The sequence below is a fragment of the Thauera aminoaromatica genome, from assembly GCF_000021765.1.
In the GTDB taxonomy this organism is placed as follows: Bacteria; Pseudomonadota; Gammaproteobacteria; order Burkholderiales; family Rhodocyclaceae; genus Thauera; species Thauera aminoaromatica.
The window spans coordinates 156663-172699 of record NC_011662.2 but is presented as its reverse complement, the minus strand read 5'-3'; the positions used below and the strand labels follow the sequence as shown (position 1 = coordinate 172699).

Genomic DNA, 16037 nt, shown 5'->3' with positions numbered 1-16037 from the left:
AGGCGGCGCACCGGCGCGCCGGAAAGGCCGGAAATCGGCGCTTGCCGCGCTGTCGCATGAACCGGGAAGTCCGAAACAAGTCGAAACTTCGCGACCGGATCCCTGCGTCGGATGCGCACTCATACTGCACACCCGCGACGGCGCGGCAATGTCTCTGTGTTCCGCGCACCGACCATCACAAGGAGGCCATCATGAAGATCCGTACCCTCGTCCCCGCCCTGCTTCTCGCCGCCGCCACCACCGGCTGCGCGACCTGGGACAACATGTCCTCGCGCGAGAAAAGCGCGGCCACCGGCGCCGCGGTCGGCGGCGTGGCCGGTGCCGTGATCACCGACGGCGGCATCCTCGGCACCGTGGGCGGTGCCGCGATCGGTGGTGTCATCGGCGACCAGGTCGGCAAGAAGAAGTAAGCCCGCGTCGCCGCAGGGTGCCGCCGCGGGTGCGTCCCGCGGCGCGGCATCCCCCTGATTGCTTGGTAGAATCCCGCTCGTCCCGCCGCGCCCGACCCCGGGCGGGCGGTTTCTGCTTTCCTGCCGACGAGCCCCGATGACCACCACCCCCTTCCCGCCCGAACTGCTGCGCGACGTCGAGAAGCGCCGCACCTTCGCCATCATCTCCCACCCCGACGCGGGCAAGACCACGCTCACCGAAAAGCTGCTGCTGTTCGGCGGCGCGATCCAGCTCGCCGGCACGGTGAAGGCGAGGAAGTCGGCCCGCCACGCCACCTCGGACTGGATGGAAGTCGAGAAGCAGCGCGGCATTTCGGTGACGAGTTCGGTCATGCAGTTCGAGTACCAGGGCCACACCATCAACCTGCTCGACACCCCGGGCCACGAGGACTTCTCGGAAGACACCTACCGCGTGCTGACCGCGGTGGACGCCGCGGTGATGGTGATCGACGCCGCCAAGGGCGTGGAAGCGCAGACGATCAAGCTGCTCGAGGTCTGCCGCCTGCGCAACACGCCGATCATCACCTTCGTCAACAAGCTCGACCGCGAGGTGCGCGAACCCTTCGAGCTGCTCGCCGAGATCGAGGATGTACTCAAGATCACCTGCGCGCCGGTGACCTGGCCGCTGGGCATGGGCAAGGCCTTCCGCGGCGTGTATCACCTGCTGCAGCACCAGGTGCTGACCTTCACTCCGGGCGAGGAGCGCCGCAGCGACGGCGAGATCATCAAGGGTCTCGACAACCCCGAGCTCGACAAGCGCTTCCCGATGGAGGTCGGCCAGTTGCGCGAGGACGTCGAGCTGATCGACGGCGCCTCCCCGCCCTTCGACCTCGACGACTTCCTCGCCGGCAAGCAGAGCCCGGTGTTCTTCGGCTCGGGCATCAACAACTTCGGCGTGCAGGAGATCCTGCAGTCGCTGATCGACTGGGCGCCGCCGCCGCAGGCGCGCGATGGCGGCAGCCGCATGGTGCAGCCGGCCGAGCCCGCGTTCACCGGCTTCGTGTTCAAGATCCAGGCCAACATGGACCCGAAGCACCGCGACCGCATCGCCTTCTTCCGCATCTGCTCCGGCCGCTACAGCGCCGGCATGAAGGTGCGCCACGTGCGCGCCGGGCGCGAGATGAAGCTGGCCAACGTGCTCACCTTCATGGCCAACGAGCGCGTGATCATGGAGGACGGCGTCGCCGGCGACATCGTCGGCATCCACAACCATGGCCAGCTGCAGATCGGCGACACCCTGACCGAAGGCGAGAACCTCGGCTTCAAGGGCATTCCCTACTTCTCGCCCGAAATGTTCCGCGCCGCCCGCCTGCGCGATCCGCTCAAGTCCAAGCAGCTGCAGAAGGGCCTGCAGGAGCTCGGCGAGGAAGGCGCGATCCAGGTCTTCGAGCTCGAGGGCGGCCAGATGCTGCTCGGCGCGGTCGGCGTGCTGCAGTTCGAGATCGTCGCCCAGCGCCTGAAGGACGAGTACAAGGTCGATGCGATCTTCGAACCGGCCGACATCCACACCGCACGCTGGCTCACCTTCCCCGATGACGTCACCCGGCGCAACTTCGAGCGCGAACAGGCGCTGCGCCTGGGCAAGGACATCGACGGCAACCCGGTGTATCTGGCCACCAGTCGCTACAACCTGGCAGTGACCGCGGAGAAGTGGCCCAAGGTGACCTTCCACGCCACGCGCGAGCATGGGGAAGTGCTGGGCTGAGCGAGGCAACCGAGCATCGCTGCCATTCATCGCGCAGCCCAGGCCGGGCTGCGTCCCCGCTCAGGTGCTCAGATAACGCGAAAACAGGGTCGCCATCGGTTTGGCTGCAGTCGACAGCGGCAAGGCGCGCAGGCGCAGCAGGCCGAAACACATCGGCGGCGGCATGGGCGTCACGTCGATGCGCTGCAGGCCATAGCCGACGAACTTGTCGTCGAACAGACGGCCCGGACCGATGCCGATGCAGTCCGTGCGCTGCATGAGCTCGAGCATGAGCAGGGTCGATGAACAGTGGATCACGTGCCTGGGCGTCGGCAGACCCTGCTGCTCCATCCAGCTCATCAAGGCACGTCCGAGACTGCCGGGGCTCAGGTTCATCACGAACTTGGCGTCGCGGAGTTCCGCCCAGGTCGTGGCTGCGGCCAGTGGGTGGCCTTCCCGTCCTTCCAGCACGGCATTGGCGGGTCCGAGCGGCTCGAAGATGACTTCGTAGGGCAGCTCGGCGGGATCGGCGACCGCGATCGCAAAGTCGAGGCGCCCCTCGATCAGGTCGGGCAGAACCTGGCTCAGCAAGCCTTCGGTCAGGTGCACCTCGGCGTCCGGACACAATTTTTCGTACTCGCGCAACACGCGCGGCAGGGCTACCGCCCCCGCCATGGGCGTGACGGCGAGGACCACGCGTGCGCCTGCACCGCCCCGCAGCAGGCGGATTTCCCTCGCCGCCTTGTCCAGAATCGACAACGCCAGCCGTGCATGGCTGAGCAGCATGCTGCCCGCCGGGGTGAACTCGATGCCCTTGTAGCTGCGGGTCATGAGTTCCTCACCCACGTCTTCTTCCAGTTCGCGCAGCGACTTGGTCAGGGCGCTCTGGCTCAGGTGCATCGAACGGGCCGCTGCACGAATCGAACTGCATTCCGCGACCTGCACCAGCGCTCGAAGTTGATGCTCTTTCATCGGTTTCGTTCGGAATGCTTTGGATTCCGTCCAAACAATCGACTGAGTCTTATTGCCGGAATCATAAGCCGATAAACCGTCCGGGGTGATTCCAAACGGTCTTCACCACAGTCAATGAAATGCCTTTTGCCGCTCGAGCGAATGACTAACATGGCCGCGTGAATTCCATCCAGAGCCCTTCATTCAGGAGATCGACATGACAGCCGTCGTGGGTACACCAAGTACTGCCTACCAAGGCAATGACAAGCTGCTGTATGGCATCATCTTAGGCGTCATCACATTCTGGCTTTTTGCACAGACGGTCCTCAACATTGCGCCGGACATGCAAAAGGACCTCGGTCTCGATGCCAGCATGATGAACAATGCGGTGGCCATCACCGCACTCTTTTCCGGCATCTTCATCGTCGTCATCGGCGGGCTTGCAGACCGTATCGGCCGCGTGAAGACCGTTCAGATCGGCTTCCTGCTCAGCATCGTCGGTTCCCTGCTGATCGCCCTCGCCCCCACCGGCAGCCTGGCGACCACCTTCCTGCTGGTAGGTCGTGCCCTGCAGGGGGTTTCGGCAGCCTGCATCATGCCAGCCAGTCTCGCGCTGGTGAAGACGTACTGGGACGGTCCGGCCCGTCAGCGCGCGGTGAGCCTGTGGTCCATCGGCTCCTGGGGGGGTCGGGTGTCTGTTCGCTGTTCGGCGGCCTGGTCGCGGAGAACCTCGGCTGGCGTTACATCTTCTTCGCCTCGATCGTCGTCGCCGTGATCGGCATGCTGATGGTCAAGGGCACACCGGAAAGCAAGGCCGAAACCAAAGGCGCCTACAAGTTCGACCTGCCGGGCGTGCTGACCTTCATGATCAGCATGGTGGCCCTGCAGATCGTCGTCACTCAAGGCAACAAGATGGGCTGGACCAGCCCGCTGATCATGGGTCTGATCGCCGTCGTGGTGATCTTCGGCACCCTGTTCTTCCGTATCGAAAACACCAGCGGCCAGCCCTTCGTCGATTTCAAGCTGTTCCAGAACCCGACCTATACCGGCGCCACCCTGTCCAACTTCCTGCTCAACGGTGTGGCCGGCACCCTGCTGGTTTCGCTGCAACTGGTTCAACTGGGCGGCAACATGACGGCGCAGCAAGCCGGTGGCCTGACCCTGGGTTATGCGATCGCAATCATCGCCTTCATCCGTGTCGGTGAAAAGCTGCTGCAACGCTTCGGCGCCCGCAAGCCGATGATCTGGGGTTGCCTGATCGTGGGCGTGTCGATCGTGATGCTGTCCCCGGCCAACCTGCTGCTCGAGGACTACAACACCCTCGCCATCATCGGCTACACCCTGTTCGGGGTCGGTCTGGCCTTCTACGCCACGCCTTCGACCGACGCCGCGCTGTCCGCGCTACCGGCCGCCCAGGCCGGTTCGGGCGCGGGCATCTACAAGATGGCTTCCTCGCTGGGCGCCGCCTTCGGTGTGGCGATCTCCGCTGCGATCTTCACCGCGCTCAGTGCCAACCCCGAGAGCATCGCGTGGCTCGAAGGCGTGATCACCTTCGCCGGACGCCAGGACAACCTGGCCGTGCGCGAGGCAGCGATCATCGCGCTGATGTTCAACGTCTTCATGGTGGTGGTGGCGATCATGTCGATCATGCTCACCGTGCCGAAGTTCGTCGGCAAGAAGAACTGACCCGTTTCCAGGGCAAACCCTCTCCGCGCCGTGCGCAATGGATTCCAGCATGGCGCGTGCGCACAGTCAGCCCGGGCCGATCGCATCGGTCCGCACGGCCCGGGCGTTTCATCAACCGGTTTCAGATTTCGATCGGGAGTCATCATGAGCACGCTTTTGCAAGAGTTGTCGACGAATCAGGAAGCGATGAAGACCTGGCGTCACCACATGCACCGCCACCCGGAGGTCGCGTTCGACGAGCACAAGACGGCCAGCTACATCGCCCGGCTGCTGCGGGAGTGGGGATACGAGGTCACCGAAGGCGTCGGCAAGACGGGCGTGGTGGCCAGGATGCGCTGCGGCGACAGCAAGAAGTCGATCGGCCTGCGTGCCGATACCGACGCCCTCGCCGTGCAGGAGGCGAATGACAGCGACCACAAGAGCACCATCGAAGGCAAGTCGCATACCTGCGGTCATGACGGTCATAGCGCCATGCTGCTGGGGGCTGCGCAGCACCTGGCGCGTACTCGTGCGTTCAACGGCACGGTGAACCTGATCTTCCAGCCCGCCGAAGAAATCATGGGCGGCGCGGTCGCCATGATCCAGGACGGTCTGTTCGAGCGCTTCCCGATGGATGCGGTCTTCGGCATGCACAACATGCCCGCGCTGGAGCAGGGCAAGATGTACTTCACCTCCGGCCCGCTGTTCGCCGCGGTGGATAACTGGGAAATCGTGCTGACCGGTGTCGGCAGCCACGGCTCGATGCCCGAGAAAAGCATCGACCCGGTGGTGGCGGGAGCTTCCCTGGTCATGGCGCTGCAGACCATCGTCTCGCGCAACGTCGCGGCCAAGGATTCGGCCGTGGTGAGCGTCGGCGCCTTCCTGGCGGGCGATGCCGGCAACGTCATTCCGCAGACCGCGACCCTGCGCCTGAGCACCCGCACCAGCAAGCCGGAAACGCGTCAGCTGGTGCTCGCCAAGATCAAGTCCATCACCGCGGCACAGGCCGAGGCCTTCGGGGTCCGCTACGAAATCCGCGAAGGTTCGCCGGGTGCCGTGCTGGTCAATGATCCCGCGCTGACCGAGGAGTGTGCCGACATCGCCCGCAAGCTGCTCGGCGAGGATCAGGTGGTGATGCCCGGACCGACCTACATGGGCAGCGAGGATTTCGCCTTTTTCGCCCAGCTCAAGCCGAGCACCTACTGCATCATCGGCAACGGCGACACCGCCATGGTTCACCATCCCAAGTACGACTTCGACGACGACAACCTGCCCGTGGGCGCCGCGTACTGGGTGGCGCTGACCCAGCACCACCTGAAGTAAGCGCGGCAACCAGGCGCTGGAAACGTCTGCAGCCTCGACGAGCCGGTCGCCGAGGCCTTGCAGGCTCGTGGCGCACGGAAGTTTCCGCAAATCGCGGCGATTCGTCCGCCGCGGCCTCCGCAAGCAATGGGCTGTCCACCTGGCCGCGGCCGAAGTACCCCCCAGACCATCCACACCACCGCTCGCCATCGCCCGTCGCGATGGTCTGGATGCGCTGCTGCGAGCATCTCGAGCACACCCTCGCCGCCATCCAGGCGCCGGTGTAGGAAGTCCCGTCAAACGGGTGGGCAACCGCGATCGCCGGCCGCCTCCACCCAGTAGGTCTGCTTGTGTCCGTGCGCCTCGAAGGCGCGTACGGCCGCCTCGGCCTCTTCGCGGTGCGCGAACACCGCGACGACGAAGCGGTTGCCGTTGTCGTCGAGCCGCCACAGTGCCCAGCCCGCGATCGGCTCCACGGCGCGCGCGTTTTCCGTCACCAGTCAGGCGAGAAGCTGGTGCGCGAAGGCCTCGACCTGCGTCCAGTCGGTGAAATCCGTGACCGAGCGCGGGTCGGTGGGGCCGCCGGTGACCCACATGATCAGGCGGATCATGTTGCGGTCGAAGAAGCCGTAGCGCGGGTATTCGATCTTGCCGCCGAAGGCCTCCACCTGCTGCGGCTTCCAGCGCAGCTGGCCGAGGAACTTGCGCACGTAGGGGTTGGTGTCGGCCTGGCGCTTGTGCGGCTTGCGGCCGACCGCGTTGACCGAGAAGAAGGCGTTCGGGCGCGCCTCGAGTGCCGCCTGGTGGCGGTCGATGAAGGCCTTCACCGCGGGACGATGGTGACCGTAGCGGATGCTGGCGCCGATCACGACGCGGTCGCAGGCCTCGAGCTGTTCAGCGCTGGCCGACTCCACCTCGGCCAGCTCGACCTCGTGACCGGTCGCACGCGCGATCGCGGCGATGCGCTCGCAGATCTCGAGCGTATGGCCGTCGATGGTGGAATAGACGATCAGCAGTCGCATGCCCGCTCCGGTCGCGCCGGTCATTTTCGGGTGACGATGCCCTCGACCACCTTCTTGCCTTCGGAGTAGAGCGCTACCTGGCCTTCCTCGAGCTCGAGGTTCATGCAGCCGGTGTTGCCCTTGAGCTTGCCGTCGAGCCATTCGCGGCAATAGCGCGCCTGCTCGTCCACCCACCAGCGCGCCTTGGCGCCGGTGGTGTCGGTGAGCGTACCGTCGGTGCCGAACTGGAGCGTGTAGGCCGATTCGGTGCGCAGATACACACCGATGAAGGTGGCGCCGGTGAGCAGCTTCTCGACCTCGGCCTTGTCCTTCATGAAGTTCTGCGCCAGCGCGCCAGTGGAGACCGTGACCAGTGCGACGGCGGCAATCAGGCTGCGGACGGGTTTCGAGGATTTGCGCATCGTTGTCTTCCTTTGTTGCGGGTACGGATCCGGGGAAAGCGATCGGAGACGCCGGGCTGGAGCGGATTCAGCCGCGCGCGCCCAGCCGGCCGACGAGGCCGCGCAAGGTCTCCTGGAGGTCGGCGGGCATCACCACGATCTTGGCGCTGCCGGAGTCGCCGAGCTTCTCGAGCGCGGCGATGTACTTCTCGCCGAGCAGGTACATCATCGGGCCCGCCTGGTCGCCGATTCCGGCGGTGACGCGGCGGATCGACTCGGCCGAGGCCTCGGCGAGCATGACCTGGGCGTTGGCGTCGCGCTTGGCGGATTCGAGCCGCGCCTCGGCCTCGAGGATGGCGGCCTGCTTGGCGCCCTCGGCCTTGGTCACCGCGGCCTTGCGCTCGCGCTCGGCGGCAGCCTGCAGCTCCATCGCGCGCTGCATGGATTCGGAGGGCTTGATGTCCTGGATCTCGACCGACTTCACCGTGAGGCCCCAGTCGACCGCCTCGTCGGCGATGCTCTCGCGCAGGCGCGCCTTGATCTTGTCGCGCGAGGACAGCGCCTCGTCGAGCTCCATCTCGCCGACGATCGAGCGCAGCGTGGTCATGATCAGGTTGCGGATCGCCTCGGAGAAGTCGGTCACGCCATACACCGCCTTGACCGGGTCGGTGACCTTCACGAAGGCGATCGCGTTGGTCAGGATCACCGCATTGTCGCGGGTGATGACCTCCTGCTCCTGCACGTCGAGGATGATGTCCTTGGTCACCAGCTTGTAGGCGACGCGGTCGAGGTAGGGGATGAGGATGTTGAGCCCGGGGCGCAGCGTGGCGTGGTACTTGCCCAGGCGCTCGACCACCCATTCCTCGCCCTGCGCCACCAGACGCACCCCCTTGGCGATCGTGATCACCACGAACACCAGCACCGCGATCGCGATCGCGAGTCCTTCCGACATGATCATTTCCTTGCTTTCCTTGTTGCTCAGGCCTTCGTCACCTTGACGTAGCTGCCCTCCACGCTCACCACCTTCACGCGCTCGCCGGCCGCGATCGCGCTCTCGGCCACACAGGCCCATTCGTCGGCGCCGAGCACCGGGCGCTGGAAGCGCACCTTGCCGCGCTCGAAGGGCGCGACCGCGCTCACCAGCAGGCCCACTTCCCCGATCACCTCGCCGGCGGCGGTGCCGATCAGGGTCCTGACGCGCGCGCGCTTCGCGAAGCTGAACCACAGCACGGTCATCGCCATCGAGGCGATGATCCAGACCGCGATCTGCTGCGACAGCGCCAGGTCCGGCATCGCGAGCAGCACGAATCCGGTGAGCATCGCACCGAGCCCGAACCAGATGATGAAGAAGGAGGGCAGGGCAAGCTCGAGCAGCACCAGCGCGATGCCGGCGATCTCCCAGTGCCACCATTCGAGGAACATCGTGTCGTTCATGGGCAGACTTTAGCGCAGCTCGCCGGGGAACGGGTTCGCGGGTGAGGATCGGTTCCCGTGTGGCGTTTTTCGGGCAGTGGGAAAGCTGTGACCGAAGGGGATCGGAAATTGTGGATAAGTCGTGAAGGCGGCGACGGCGGGTTTTTCATCCACAAACCGTACTCGTTTCCCGCGGCCATCGTGCACCGGGTTTTGCTTGATGCAAGACGCTGATTCAGCCATGAAAAACCGGGTTGTCCACAGAATCGGGCGGTACATGATCTTTATGATCTTTTAAATCTTTAAATTCTGTGTACACCAAGAAGCGGACCCCTGCTTGCGGCTCGAACCCCCCATCGGTGCAGCATTTCCATCTCGACGGCCTGTATCGCGACTTGCGTCGCTCCTAGAGAATCCACCGCTCTTCTGGAGCCGTACCGTGGGAGCGACGCAAGTCGCGATGCAGCAGCCCGGCCCGTGCGCCCGTGCCAATCCGGCCAGGTGCTGCGAGACTCAGAACGGCGGATCGTCCGCGGCGACGGTCTGCGCGGCGGCCATTTCCTTCTGCACACGCGGCAGCTCGGCGCTCACGCCGGTTTCCACCGCGGCGCCTGCAAGCTCGCCGCCGAGCGCGGCCACGACCGCCGGCAGCAGGTGGGCGAGTTCGCCGGTCATGAGCGCGAATTCGGCGTTGAACAGCGCCTCGGCGTCGTCCTTGTCGGCTTCGCCCACCTGATCGCGCACGATGTCGAGGAAATCGAGACGCTTGATCTCGAGCTTCTCGGTCAGCACGAAGCTGATGCGGTCGTCGAAGGTCAGCGCCAGCCGGGTCGGCAGCTTGCCGGCTTCCAGGTGGCCCTTGACGTCGTCGCCTTCGAGCGGGTGACGCGCATAGCGCACCGCGGCCTTGTCCTCGGCCACCGAGCGCAGCTCGCAGTCCTGGTCGATGGTGAAGCCGTCCGGGGCCTCGCCACCGGCCAGCCAGTCGGCCATCGCCGACATCGGCGAGCGCTCGGTGCGCAGCAAGGTCAGCGGGAAGCTGTCGAGGGTGTGGCGCAGCTGCTCGAGCATGTCCTCGGCCTTGCTCTGGCTGGCGGCATCCACCACCAGCCAGCCATTGATCGGGTCGATCCAGGCGAACATGCGGCGGCGGCGGGTGAAGGCGCGCGGCATCAGTTCCTGCGTCACCTGCTCGCGCAGCTCCTTCAACTGCTTGCGACCGAGCTTGTAGCCCTGTTGCTCGGCCAGCTCCTCGGCGCGCTCGTCGGCCTCCTGCTTGACCACCGCGGAGGGCAGCAGGCGGTGCTCGAAGCCGAGGCAGACCAGCCACTGGCCGCCCACGGCGTGCACCAGCACCTCGTTGCCCAGCGGCGACAGCCAGCCGCGACTCTCCATGTCCTGGCTGCCGCAGGGGTGGAAGGGCTTCTTCGCGAGCTGTTCCTCGAGGCGCTCGGCGCTCATGTCCCAGTTGGCGGGAAGGCGATAGACCTGCAGATTCTTGAACCACATGACGAAGGGGTTTCCTGTTGGTGAGAGGGAAGATGAGACGACGCTCGGGAGCGAAAAACGGCTGTGCGAGCCGTCCGGCCCGCACATGCAACGCCACCGCACGGGAAGTTCGCTGGCCAGGCCACTCGCGCACGGCAGCACGCTGCCATGGCAAGCCGGCCGCCGCAGCGCCGTCGGGAGTCCTTGGGGGCCCTACTGTTCGAGCCCGCCGGACGCGGCGATCATGCGGATGATGCGCACGGTGTCGAGGTCGGACTGGTGGTAGGCCGAGCGCACGAATTCCGCGTAGCGCGCGTCCTCGCCCTGGTCGGGCAGCGAGGTGTGGTAGGCGAAACGCAGGAAGAGGGCGCCAGGCTCGGGTTCCTCGATCGTGATCGTGAGGCTGCCGCCGGCATGCTGTGCGTTGGCCTCGGTTTCGAAGCGGATCCAGCGCAAGGTGTCGAAGTTCACCCGGTCGCGGATCACGGCGTGACCGAAGTGCAGATCGCGGACCAGGCTGCCCGCGCCGCGCTCGACGATGCGGCAGGCCTCCAGGCCGGGCAGGAAGGCGCGCGCGTCCTCGGCGCGGCAGAGCAGGCCGAACCACAGCTCTTCGCGGGTGAGCGGGGTCAGCAGCGGGTCGGCGAGATCATTGACCTCGATCAGGTGTTCGAATTTCAAGTGCTTCTCCCGAGCGGGCAGGGCGGCAGTTTACCCGCTCGGCCCGCGCACGGCACGACCTCGGTCGCCCCCATCCTGCACGGTGAGCCGGGGCATCGATCTTGCCGCGGCGCTCGCCCTGCTAACATGCGTCCCATGCAACTCGAACGCCTCCTCCACGCCCAGGGCTTCGGCAGCCGCAAGGATTGCCGTGCCCTCATCCGTGCCGGCTACGTCAGCGTCGCCGGCGAAGTCTGCGACGACCCCACCGAGGAGTTCGACCCCGGCAGCCGCGATGGTTCGCCCGGGCTCGAATTCACCGTCGATGATCAACCCTGGCGCTTCCGCGCCCAGGCCTACGTGGTCCTGCACAAGCCTGCAGGCTACGAATGCTCGCAGAAGCCGACCTTCCATCCCTCGGTGTTCACCCTACTGCCACCGCAGCTGCTCGCCCGCGGCGTGCAGTGCGTGGGCCGGCTCGACCAGGACACGACCGGCCTGCTGCTGCTCTCCGACGACGGCCAGTTCATCCACCAGTGGAGCTCGGGAAAGAAGCGTACGCCCAAGGTCTATGAGGTGACGCTCAAGCATGCGGTGGAACAGGACTTCGCCGACCGGCTGGTCGCCGGCGTCGAACTGAACGACGAGCCCGTTCCGATCGCGGCTGCGGCGTGCGAGCTGCTCAGTCCGACCACGCTGCGGCTGACGATCTGCGAGGGCAAGTATCATCAGGTCAAGCGCATGGTCGGCGCCGCCGGCAACCGTGTCGAGGTGCTGCACCGCAGCCGCGTGGGCGGGCTCGACCTGCCGGCCGGGCTGGCGCCCGGGCAGTGGCGCTGGCTCGAGGCCGAGGACCTGGCCCGCCTGGCCGACTACGCCGACGCGACTTCCTGAGCCTGCCTGCCATCGCGCTCCGCCGCATGCGCCGGCCTCCGCACCGGTTTCCGTAGGAGCGACGCAAGTCGCGATTGGACGCTCGCCCTCGAGCGGACGGTGCTATCGAGGCCCGATCGCGACTTGCGTCGCTCCTACGGCGCCGATACGCCGCGCTGTCTCCCGTGGGAGCGACGCAAGTCGCGATTGCGGTGGCGAGACGAGTGCCGCACGAACCGGCGCGCCGATCGCGACTTGCGTCGCTCCTACGAGGCCTCGGAAGCTCAGAAGCGCATCTCGAGGTTCACCCCGACCCCCCAGGCGCGCTCGCGCTCGCGGTCCTCGCGCTGCGGCCAGTAGTGGCCGACGATGAACTCGCCGATCAACCAGTCGCGATAGACCGGTTGGGTCCATTTCATCCGCACGCCGTATTCATCCACGTTTTCTTCGGCACCGGTTTCTCCGGTCACCAGCATCTCGCCCGACAGGATCCGATCGTCACCGAAGCGCTTGAACAGCCCCAGGCTGCTACCCCAGGCGAAATCGTCGGTCTTTTCCGAAATCGTCGTCGCATTCTGCCAATTCAGCGAGAGCGAGGGCGTGAAGGCGTGCTCGTAGTCCAGCGCGGTGGTCGAGCCGAACTTGTCCTTGTTGTTCCAGAACACCGTTTCGCGGAATTCGATCCGGTCCAGTTCGGTCAGCGCCCACTGCTTGCGATAACGTGCCTGGGTGTAGAACTTCATTCCGCCGCGCACACCGACACGGAAATCGAGGTTCTTGCGCAAGGCCACCCCCACGCCGGCAAAACCGGTCTGGTCTTCCTTGCGGCGTTCTTCGAGCAGGAGCTGTTCGCGCGTAAAGGCTTCGGATTGGTCGGTCACGAGTTCGCGCTCGTTCTGCCGGCCGATGAAAACGTAGGCCTTGTCGCGCAGGTTGGGGAGATCGAAACGCGCACGGAAACGCACGTTGGTATTCCAGCCTTCGTCCTGACGCCACAGGTTGCGTAGCCCCAGACGCCCATTGGTCACCTTGCCGCCCTCCTCGAAGGGACGATCGCCGAACCAGTCATTCACCGTTTCCCCCAGCCATACCGAGAAACCGCGCACCTGCGTGCGGCTCTGCTCCAGCAGAGCCTGTTCCTGCGCCGCCTCGGGGGAGGGAAGTCCTTGCTGTTGCGCCGATTGGGCGATTGCGAGCGCGGGAAAGGCGAGGATCAGGGCGAGCGGAAGAAGTTTGCGGCCATGCATGGGGAAGGATCCTGATTCATGGGCCTGGCGGCCTCTCGGGTGGTTCATGGTCGGGGAAGCGACCACCCATGGCCGGCATCATGCCGGCACTCTCGTGCGCTGGGCAAGCTTGGTGGCCCGGCCGTGGCGGCTGCGGGTTTGTTCTTCTGTTTTTCTATTGATTTAAATAACAAAGAAGTTAACAGTGGCGCGTTTCTTGTGGATAAGTACCCGGAGACCTTGCCGGCAAAGCGTTCGTGTTCTTCAAAAGGCGGTTGAGAAGCCCCTTGGTCGGCTGTGCGCGTTTTGTTGAGCCTTTTCCGGCCGATCGAGTGAAGTCGGCTTGTTCACAAGCTGTCCCCATTGTTTATCCAGGATTGTCCCCACCATGCATCGATTCCGGTCGCCCGCCCGTCCCCGCTGGGAGATCTTCTGTCAGGTTGTGGATAATTTTGGGGATATCGGCGTGTGCTGGCGGCTGGCGACCGATCTGGCACGCCGTGGAGGTGGAGCGGTGCGGCTCTGGGTGGATGAATGGGAGGCCTTGCGGCGCATCTGTCCGGCCGCCGCCGCGGTGGATGAGCGGGCGGGCGGAAGCGTGCAAGGGGTGGAGTTGCGGCGCTGGACGAGCGCGTTCGTTCCGCTCGTGCCGGGCGAGATCGTCGTCGAGGCCTTCGCCTGCGAGCTGCCGGCCGCCCAGCTCGAGGCCATGGCGGCGCTGCGGCAGGCGCCGTTGTGGATCAACCTCGAGTACCTGTCGGCCGAGGCCTGGGTGGCGGGCTGTCACGGCATGGCCTCGCCGCATCCGCGCCTGCCGCTGGTGAAGCATTTCTTTTTTCCGGGCTTCGATGCGGGCACTGGCGGATTGCTGCGCGAGGCCGACCTGCTCGCGCGCCGCGACGCCTGGCGAGCCCGTCCCGAGGGACGCGCCGCCTGGCTGGCCGCGCGCGGCATCGCGAGCGGCCCGGATGCGCTGCGGGTGTCGCTGTTCGCCTACGAGCAGCCGGAGCTCCCCGCCCTGTTCGACGCCTGGGCCGGCAGCGGTCGCGAGATGCTGGTGCTGGTGCCCGAGTCGCGCGTGCTCGGCGACGTGCAACGTGCGCTCGGTCGCGAGCGCCTGCAGGCGGGCGATCGGGTGGTGCGCGGCGCGCTCACCGCCTGCGTGCTGCCCTTCACCGACCAGGCGGGCTACGACGAGCTGCTGTGGGCCTGCGAGCTGAATTTCGTGCGCGGCGAGGACTCCTTCGTGCGCGCGCAGTGGGCGGCGCGGCCCTTCGTGTGGCAGATCTATCCGCAGGCGGATGCCGCCCATCACGACAAGCTCGAGGCTTTCCTGGCGCGCTACCTGCAGGGGCTGCCGGCGGCCGAGGCGGATGCGCTCGCCCGCTTCTGGCGCGCCTGGAACGGCTGCGCGCCGGATCGCGCGACGCCGGCCGAGGCCTGGCCGGCCCTCGCCGCGGCGCTGCCCGGGCTCGATGTCCATGCTCGCCGCTGGTGCGATGTGCAGGCGGAGCTGCCCGATCTCGCGACCGCACTCGATACATTCTGTTCCCACATCGCGCACGCCGCGCGGTAGAATCGCGCGCTAATTTTTTCAAGGACATGCGACCACGAGTCGCGTCGAACCATTCAGGAAACAGCATGAAAACCGCTCAGGAACTCCGCTCGGGCAACGTCATCATGGTCGGCAGCGACCCGTTGGTGGTGCAGAAGGCCGAATACAACAAGTCCGGCCGCAACTCCGCGGTCGTGAAGATGAAGTTCAAGAACCTGCTCACCGGTGCGCCGTCGGAGTCGGTCTACAAGGCCGACGACAAGTTCGAGGTCGTCGTCCTCGACCACAAGGAAGTCACCTACTCCTACTTCGCGGACCCGATGTACGTGTTCATGGATGCCGACTACGAGCAGTACGAAGTCGAAGCGGACAACATGACCGACGCGCTCAAGTACCTCGAGGACGGCCTGCAGTGCGAGGTGGTGTTCTACAACGGCAAGGCGATCTCGGTCGAGTTGCCCAACAGCGTGGTGCGCGAGGTCGTCTACACCGAGCCCGCCGTCAAGGGCGACACCTCGGGCAAGGTCATGAAGCCGGCCAAGATCAGCACCGGCTTCGAGCTGCCCGTGCCGGCCTTCGTCGAGATCGGCGACAAGATCGAGATCGACACCCGCACCGACGAGTACAAGAACCGCGTCAAGTAAGCGGTTCCGGTGTGACGGATACGATGGGGCCCATGTGGGCCCCATCGTTTTTCCGCTTGTTGCGGCGTGCATCTTGCAGTTCTTCTTCGCGACGGGATTGCGTACCCTGCAGGCTGTCGCCGTCGAATCCGCTCTCGTCCTTCATGAACGCGTCCCGCCTGCTCCTCGCCCTCGCCGCCTCCGTGCTCGTCGTCGCCTGCGCACCCGAGCCCGCGCCGGCGCCCAAGGTCGAACAAGCCGCTCCGGCGCCCGAGGCGCCGCGTGGCGAGGCTGCCGAGGCCCGGCGCGAAGCCGCCGAGGCGGCACGCGAGGCGATGCAGAAGGCCGGCGAGGCCGCGCGCAAGATCGGCGAGGCGGGCAGCGCCGCGGTGGAAGCGGCGGTGCGCACGGCGGCGGAGAAGGCCGCGAGCGAATTCGCCAAGGACGCTTCGCGCGCATCATCCGACGCGGGAGCGCTAAATCAGGCGCCCGACGAAGACCGTGGCGGTGATGGCCGCTCGCCCGAGACCGCGCGCGACGCCAAGGAAGCCGCCGAGCAGGCGGCGCACCGCATCGCCGAGGCCACCCGCGACGTCGCGGAGCGCCTGCGCGAGGTCGGCAAGGGGGCGCTCGAGAGCATGCGCGCACGCACCGAGCCGACGACGCAGGAGGCCGCGCCGGTCGAGGAGCGCGCCGCCGTTCCGCCCGGAGGCGGCAAGGAGCCCGCCGGCCGCTGAGCGGCACGG

17 protein-coding genes and 1 pseudogene are annotated in these 16037 nt (G+C 66.1%); 8 read left to right on the top strand and 10 right to left on the bottom strand.

The annotated features are described in order from the left end of the window. Positions 1-191: 191 nt before the first annotated feature. Positions 192-410 (top strand): glycine zipper 2TM domain-containing protein, encoded by a 219-nt coding sequence (locus tag TMZ1T_RS00680; RefSeq protein ID WP_012584270.1) that lies wholly within the window; start codon positions 192-194, stop codon positions 408-410. Between the two features lie 136 nt (positions 411-546). Then, positions 547-2154 carry a peptide chain release factor 3 gene (locus TMZ1T_RS00675; RefSeq protein WP_004311843.1) on the top strand — a complete coding sequence of 536 codons (1608 nt, stop codon included), beginning with the start codon at positions 547-549 and terminating at the stop codon, positions 2152-2154. A gap of 60 nt (positions 2155-2214) precedes the next feature. Here the strand turns inward: TMZ1T_RS00675 and TMZ1T_RS00670 are convergent, their stop codons facing one another. Next, entirely contained in the window at positions 2215-3105 is an 891-nt protein-coding gene (locus tag TMZ1T_RS00670) for a LysR substrate-binding domain-containing protein (protein WP_012584269.1), read from the bottom strand. A 196-nt stretch (positions 3106-3301) separates the two neighbouring features. Here TMZ1T_RS00670 and TMZ1T_RS00665 point away from each other — a divergent pair. Together TMZ1T_RS00665 and TMZ1T_RS00660 are read left to right on the top strand one after the other, a co-directional pair. Further along, positions 3302-4770, top strand: a pseudogene (locus tag TMZ1T_RS00665) (MFS transporter). A gap of 144 nt (positions 4771-4914) precedes the next feature. After that, positions 4915-6072: a M20 aminoacylase family protein gene (locus TMZ1T_RS00660; RefSeq protein ID WP_012584268.1), complete on the top strand. Its 1158-nt coding sequence runs from the start codon at positions 4915-4917 to the stop codon at positions 6070-6072. A 275-nt stretch (positions 6073-6347) separates the two neighbouring features. Here the strand turns inward: TMZ1T_RS00660 and TMZ1T_RS00655 are convergent, their stop codons facing one another. From TMZ1T_RS00655 to TMZ1T_RS00620, 7 genes are all read right to left on the bottom strand, one after another. Beyond that, positions 6348-6527, bottom strand: a complete 180-nt coding sequence (locus TMZ1T_RS00655) for a hypothetical protein (RefSeq protein WP_261789131.1) — start codon at positions 6525-6527, stop codon at positions 6348-6350. A 24-nt stretch (positions 6528-6551) separates the two neighbouring features. Further along, the gene (hemG, locus tag TMZ1T_RS00650) at positions 6552-7073 is read right to left on the bottom strand and encodes a menaquinone-dependent protoporphyrinogen IX dehydrogenase (RefSeq protein WP_012584266.1); all 522 of its coding nucleotides are present in this window, start codon (positions 7071-7073) and stop codon (positions 6552-6554) included. 20 nt (positions 7074-7093) lie between these two features. Continuing rightward, positions 7094-7474 (bottom strand): hypothetical protein, encoded by a 381-nt coding sequence (locus TMZ1T_RS00645; protein ID WP_012584265.1) that lies wholly within the window; start codon positions 7472-7474, stop codon positions 7094-7096. Positions 7475-7541: 67 nt separating this feature from the next. After that, positions 7542-8411 (bottom strand): SPFH domain-containing protein, encoded by an 870-nt coding sequence (locus tag TMZ1T_RS00640; protein WP_004311854.1) that lies wholly within the window; start codon positions 8409-8411, stop codon positions 7542-7544. A 20-nt stretch (positions 8412-8431) separates the two neighbouring features. Continuing rightward, entirely contained in the window at positions 8432-8887 is a 456-nt protein-coding gene (locus tag TMZ1T_RS00635; RefSeq protein WP_004311856.1) for an NfeD family protein, read from the bottom strand. A gap of 492 nt (positions 8888-9379) precedes the next feature. Continuing rightward, positions 9380-10375: a recombination-associated protein RdgC gene (locus tag TMZ1T_RS00625; protein WP_012584264.1), complete on the bottom strand. Its 996-nt coding sequence runs from the start codon at positions 10373-10375 to the stop codon at positions 9380-9382. A gap of 192 nt (positions 10376-10567) precedes the next feature. Then, entirely contained in the window at positions 10568-11035 is a 468-nt protein-coding gene (locus TMZ1T_RS00620; protein ID WP_004311859.1) for an SRPBCC family protein, read from the bottom strand. Between the two features lie 126 nt (positions 11036-11161). Here TMZ1T_RS00620 and TMZ1T_RS00615 point away from each other — a divergent pair, with 126 nt between their 5' ends. Then, the gene (locus TMZ1T_RS00615; RefSeq protein ID WP_004311861.1) at positions 11162-11908 is read left to right on the top strand and encodes a 16S rRNA pseudouridine(516) synthase; all 747 of its coding nucleotides are present in this window, start codon (positions 11162-11164) and stop codon (positions 11906-11908) included. A gap of 263 nt (positions 11909-12171) precedes the next feature. Here TMZ1T_RS00615 and TMZ1T_RS00610 read toward each other — a convergent pair whose 3' ends face one another. Next, positions 12172-13134, bottom strand: coding sequence for a hypothetical protein (locus TMZ1T_RS00610; protein WP_004311863.1), 963 nt, complete (start codon positions 13132-13134; stop codon positions 12172-12174). Between the two features lie 367 nt (positions 13135-13501). Between TMZ1T_RS00610 and earP the strand changes: the two genes are divergently transcribed. Together earP and efp are read left to right on the top strand one after the other, a co-directional pair. Next, complete coding sequence (earP, locus tag TMZ1T_RS00605; RefSeq protein ID WP_012584262.1) at positions 13502-14689, top strand: elongation factor P maturation arginine rhamnosyltransferase EarP; 1188 nt, start codon at positions 13502-13504, stop codon at positions 14687-14689. A gap of 65 nt (positions 14690-14754) precedes the next feature. Beyond that, on the top strand, positions 14755-15312 hold the full coding sequence (gene efp, locus TMZ1T_RS00600; protein ID WP_004311867.1) for an elongation factor P: 558 nt from the start codon (positions 14755-14757) through the stop codon (positions 15310-15312). On the opposite strand, the gene TMZ1T_RS21250 is transcribed toward efp, so the two are convergent. Further along, complete coding sequence (locus TMZ1T_RS21250; protein WP_156147754.1) at positions 15305-15457, bottom strand: hypothetical protein; 153 nt, start codon at positions 15455-15457, stop codon at positions 15305-15307. The two genes, efp and TMZ1T_RS21250, sit on opposite strands and share 8 nt — an antisense overlap. Between TMZ1T_RS21250 and TMZ1T_RS00595 the strand changes: the two genes are divergently transcribed. Beyond that, on the top strand, positions 15456-16028 hold the full coding sequence (locus TMZ1T_RS00595; protein ID WP_012584261.1) for a hypothetical protein: 573 nt from the start codon (positions 15456-15458) through the stop codon (positions 16026-16028). The genes TMZ1T_RS21250 and TMZ1T_RS00595 overlap by 2 nt on opposite strands. Positions 16029-16037: the final 9 nt, after the last annotated feature.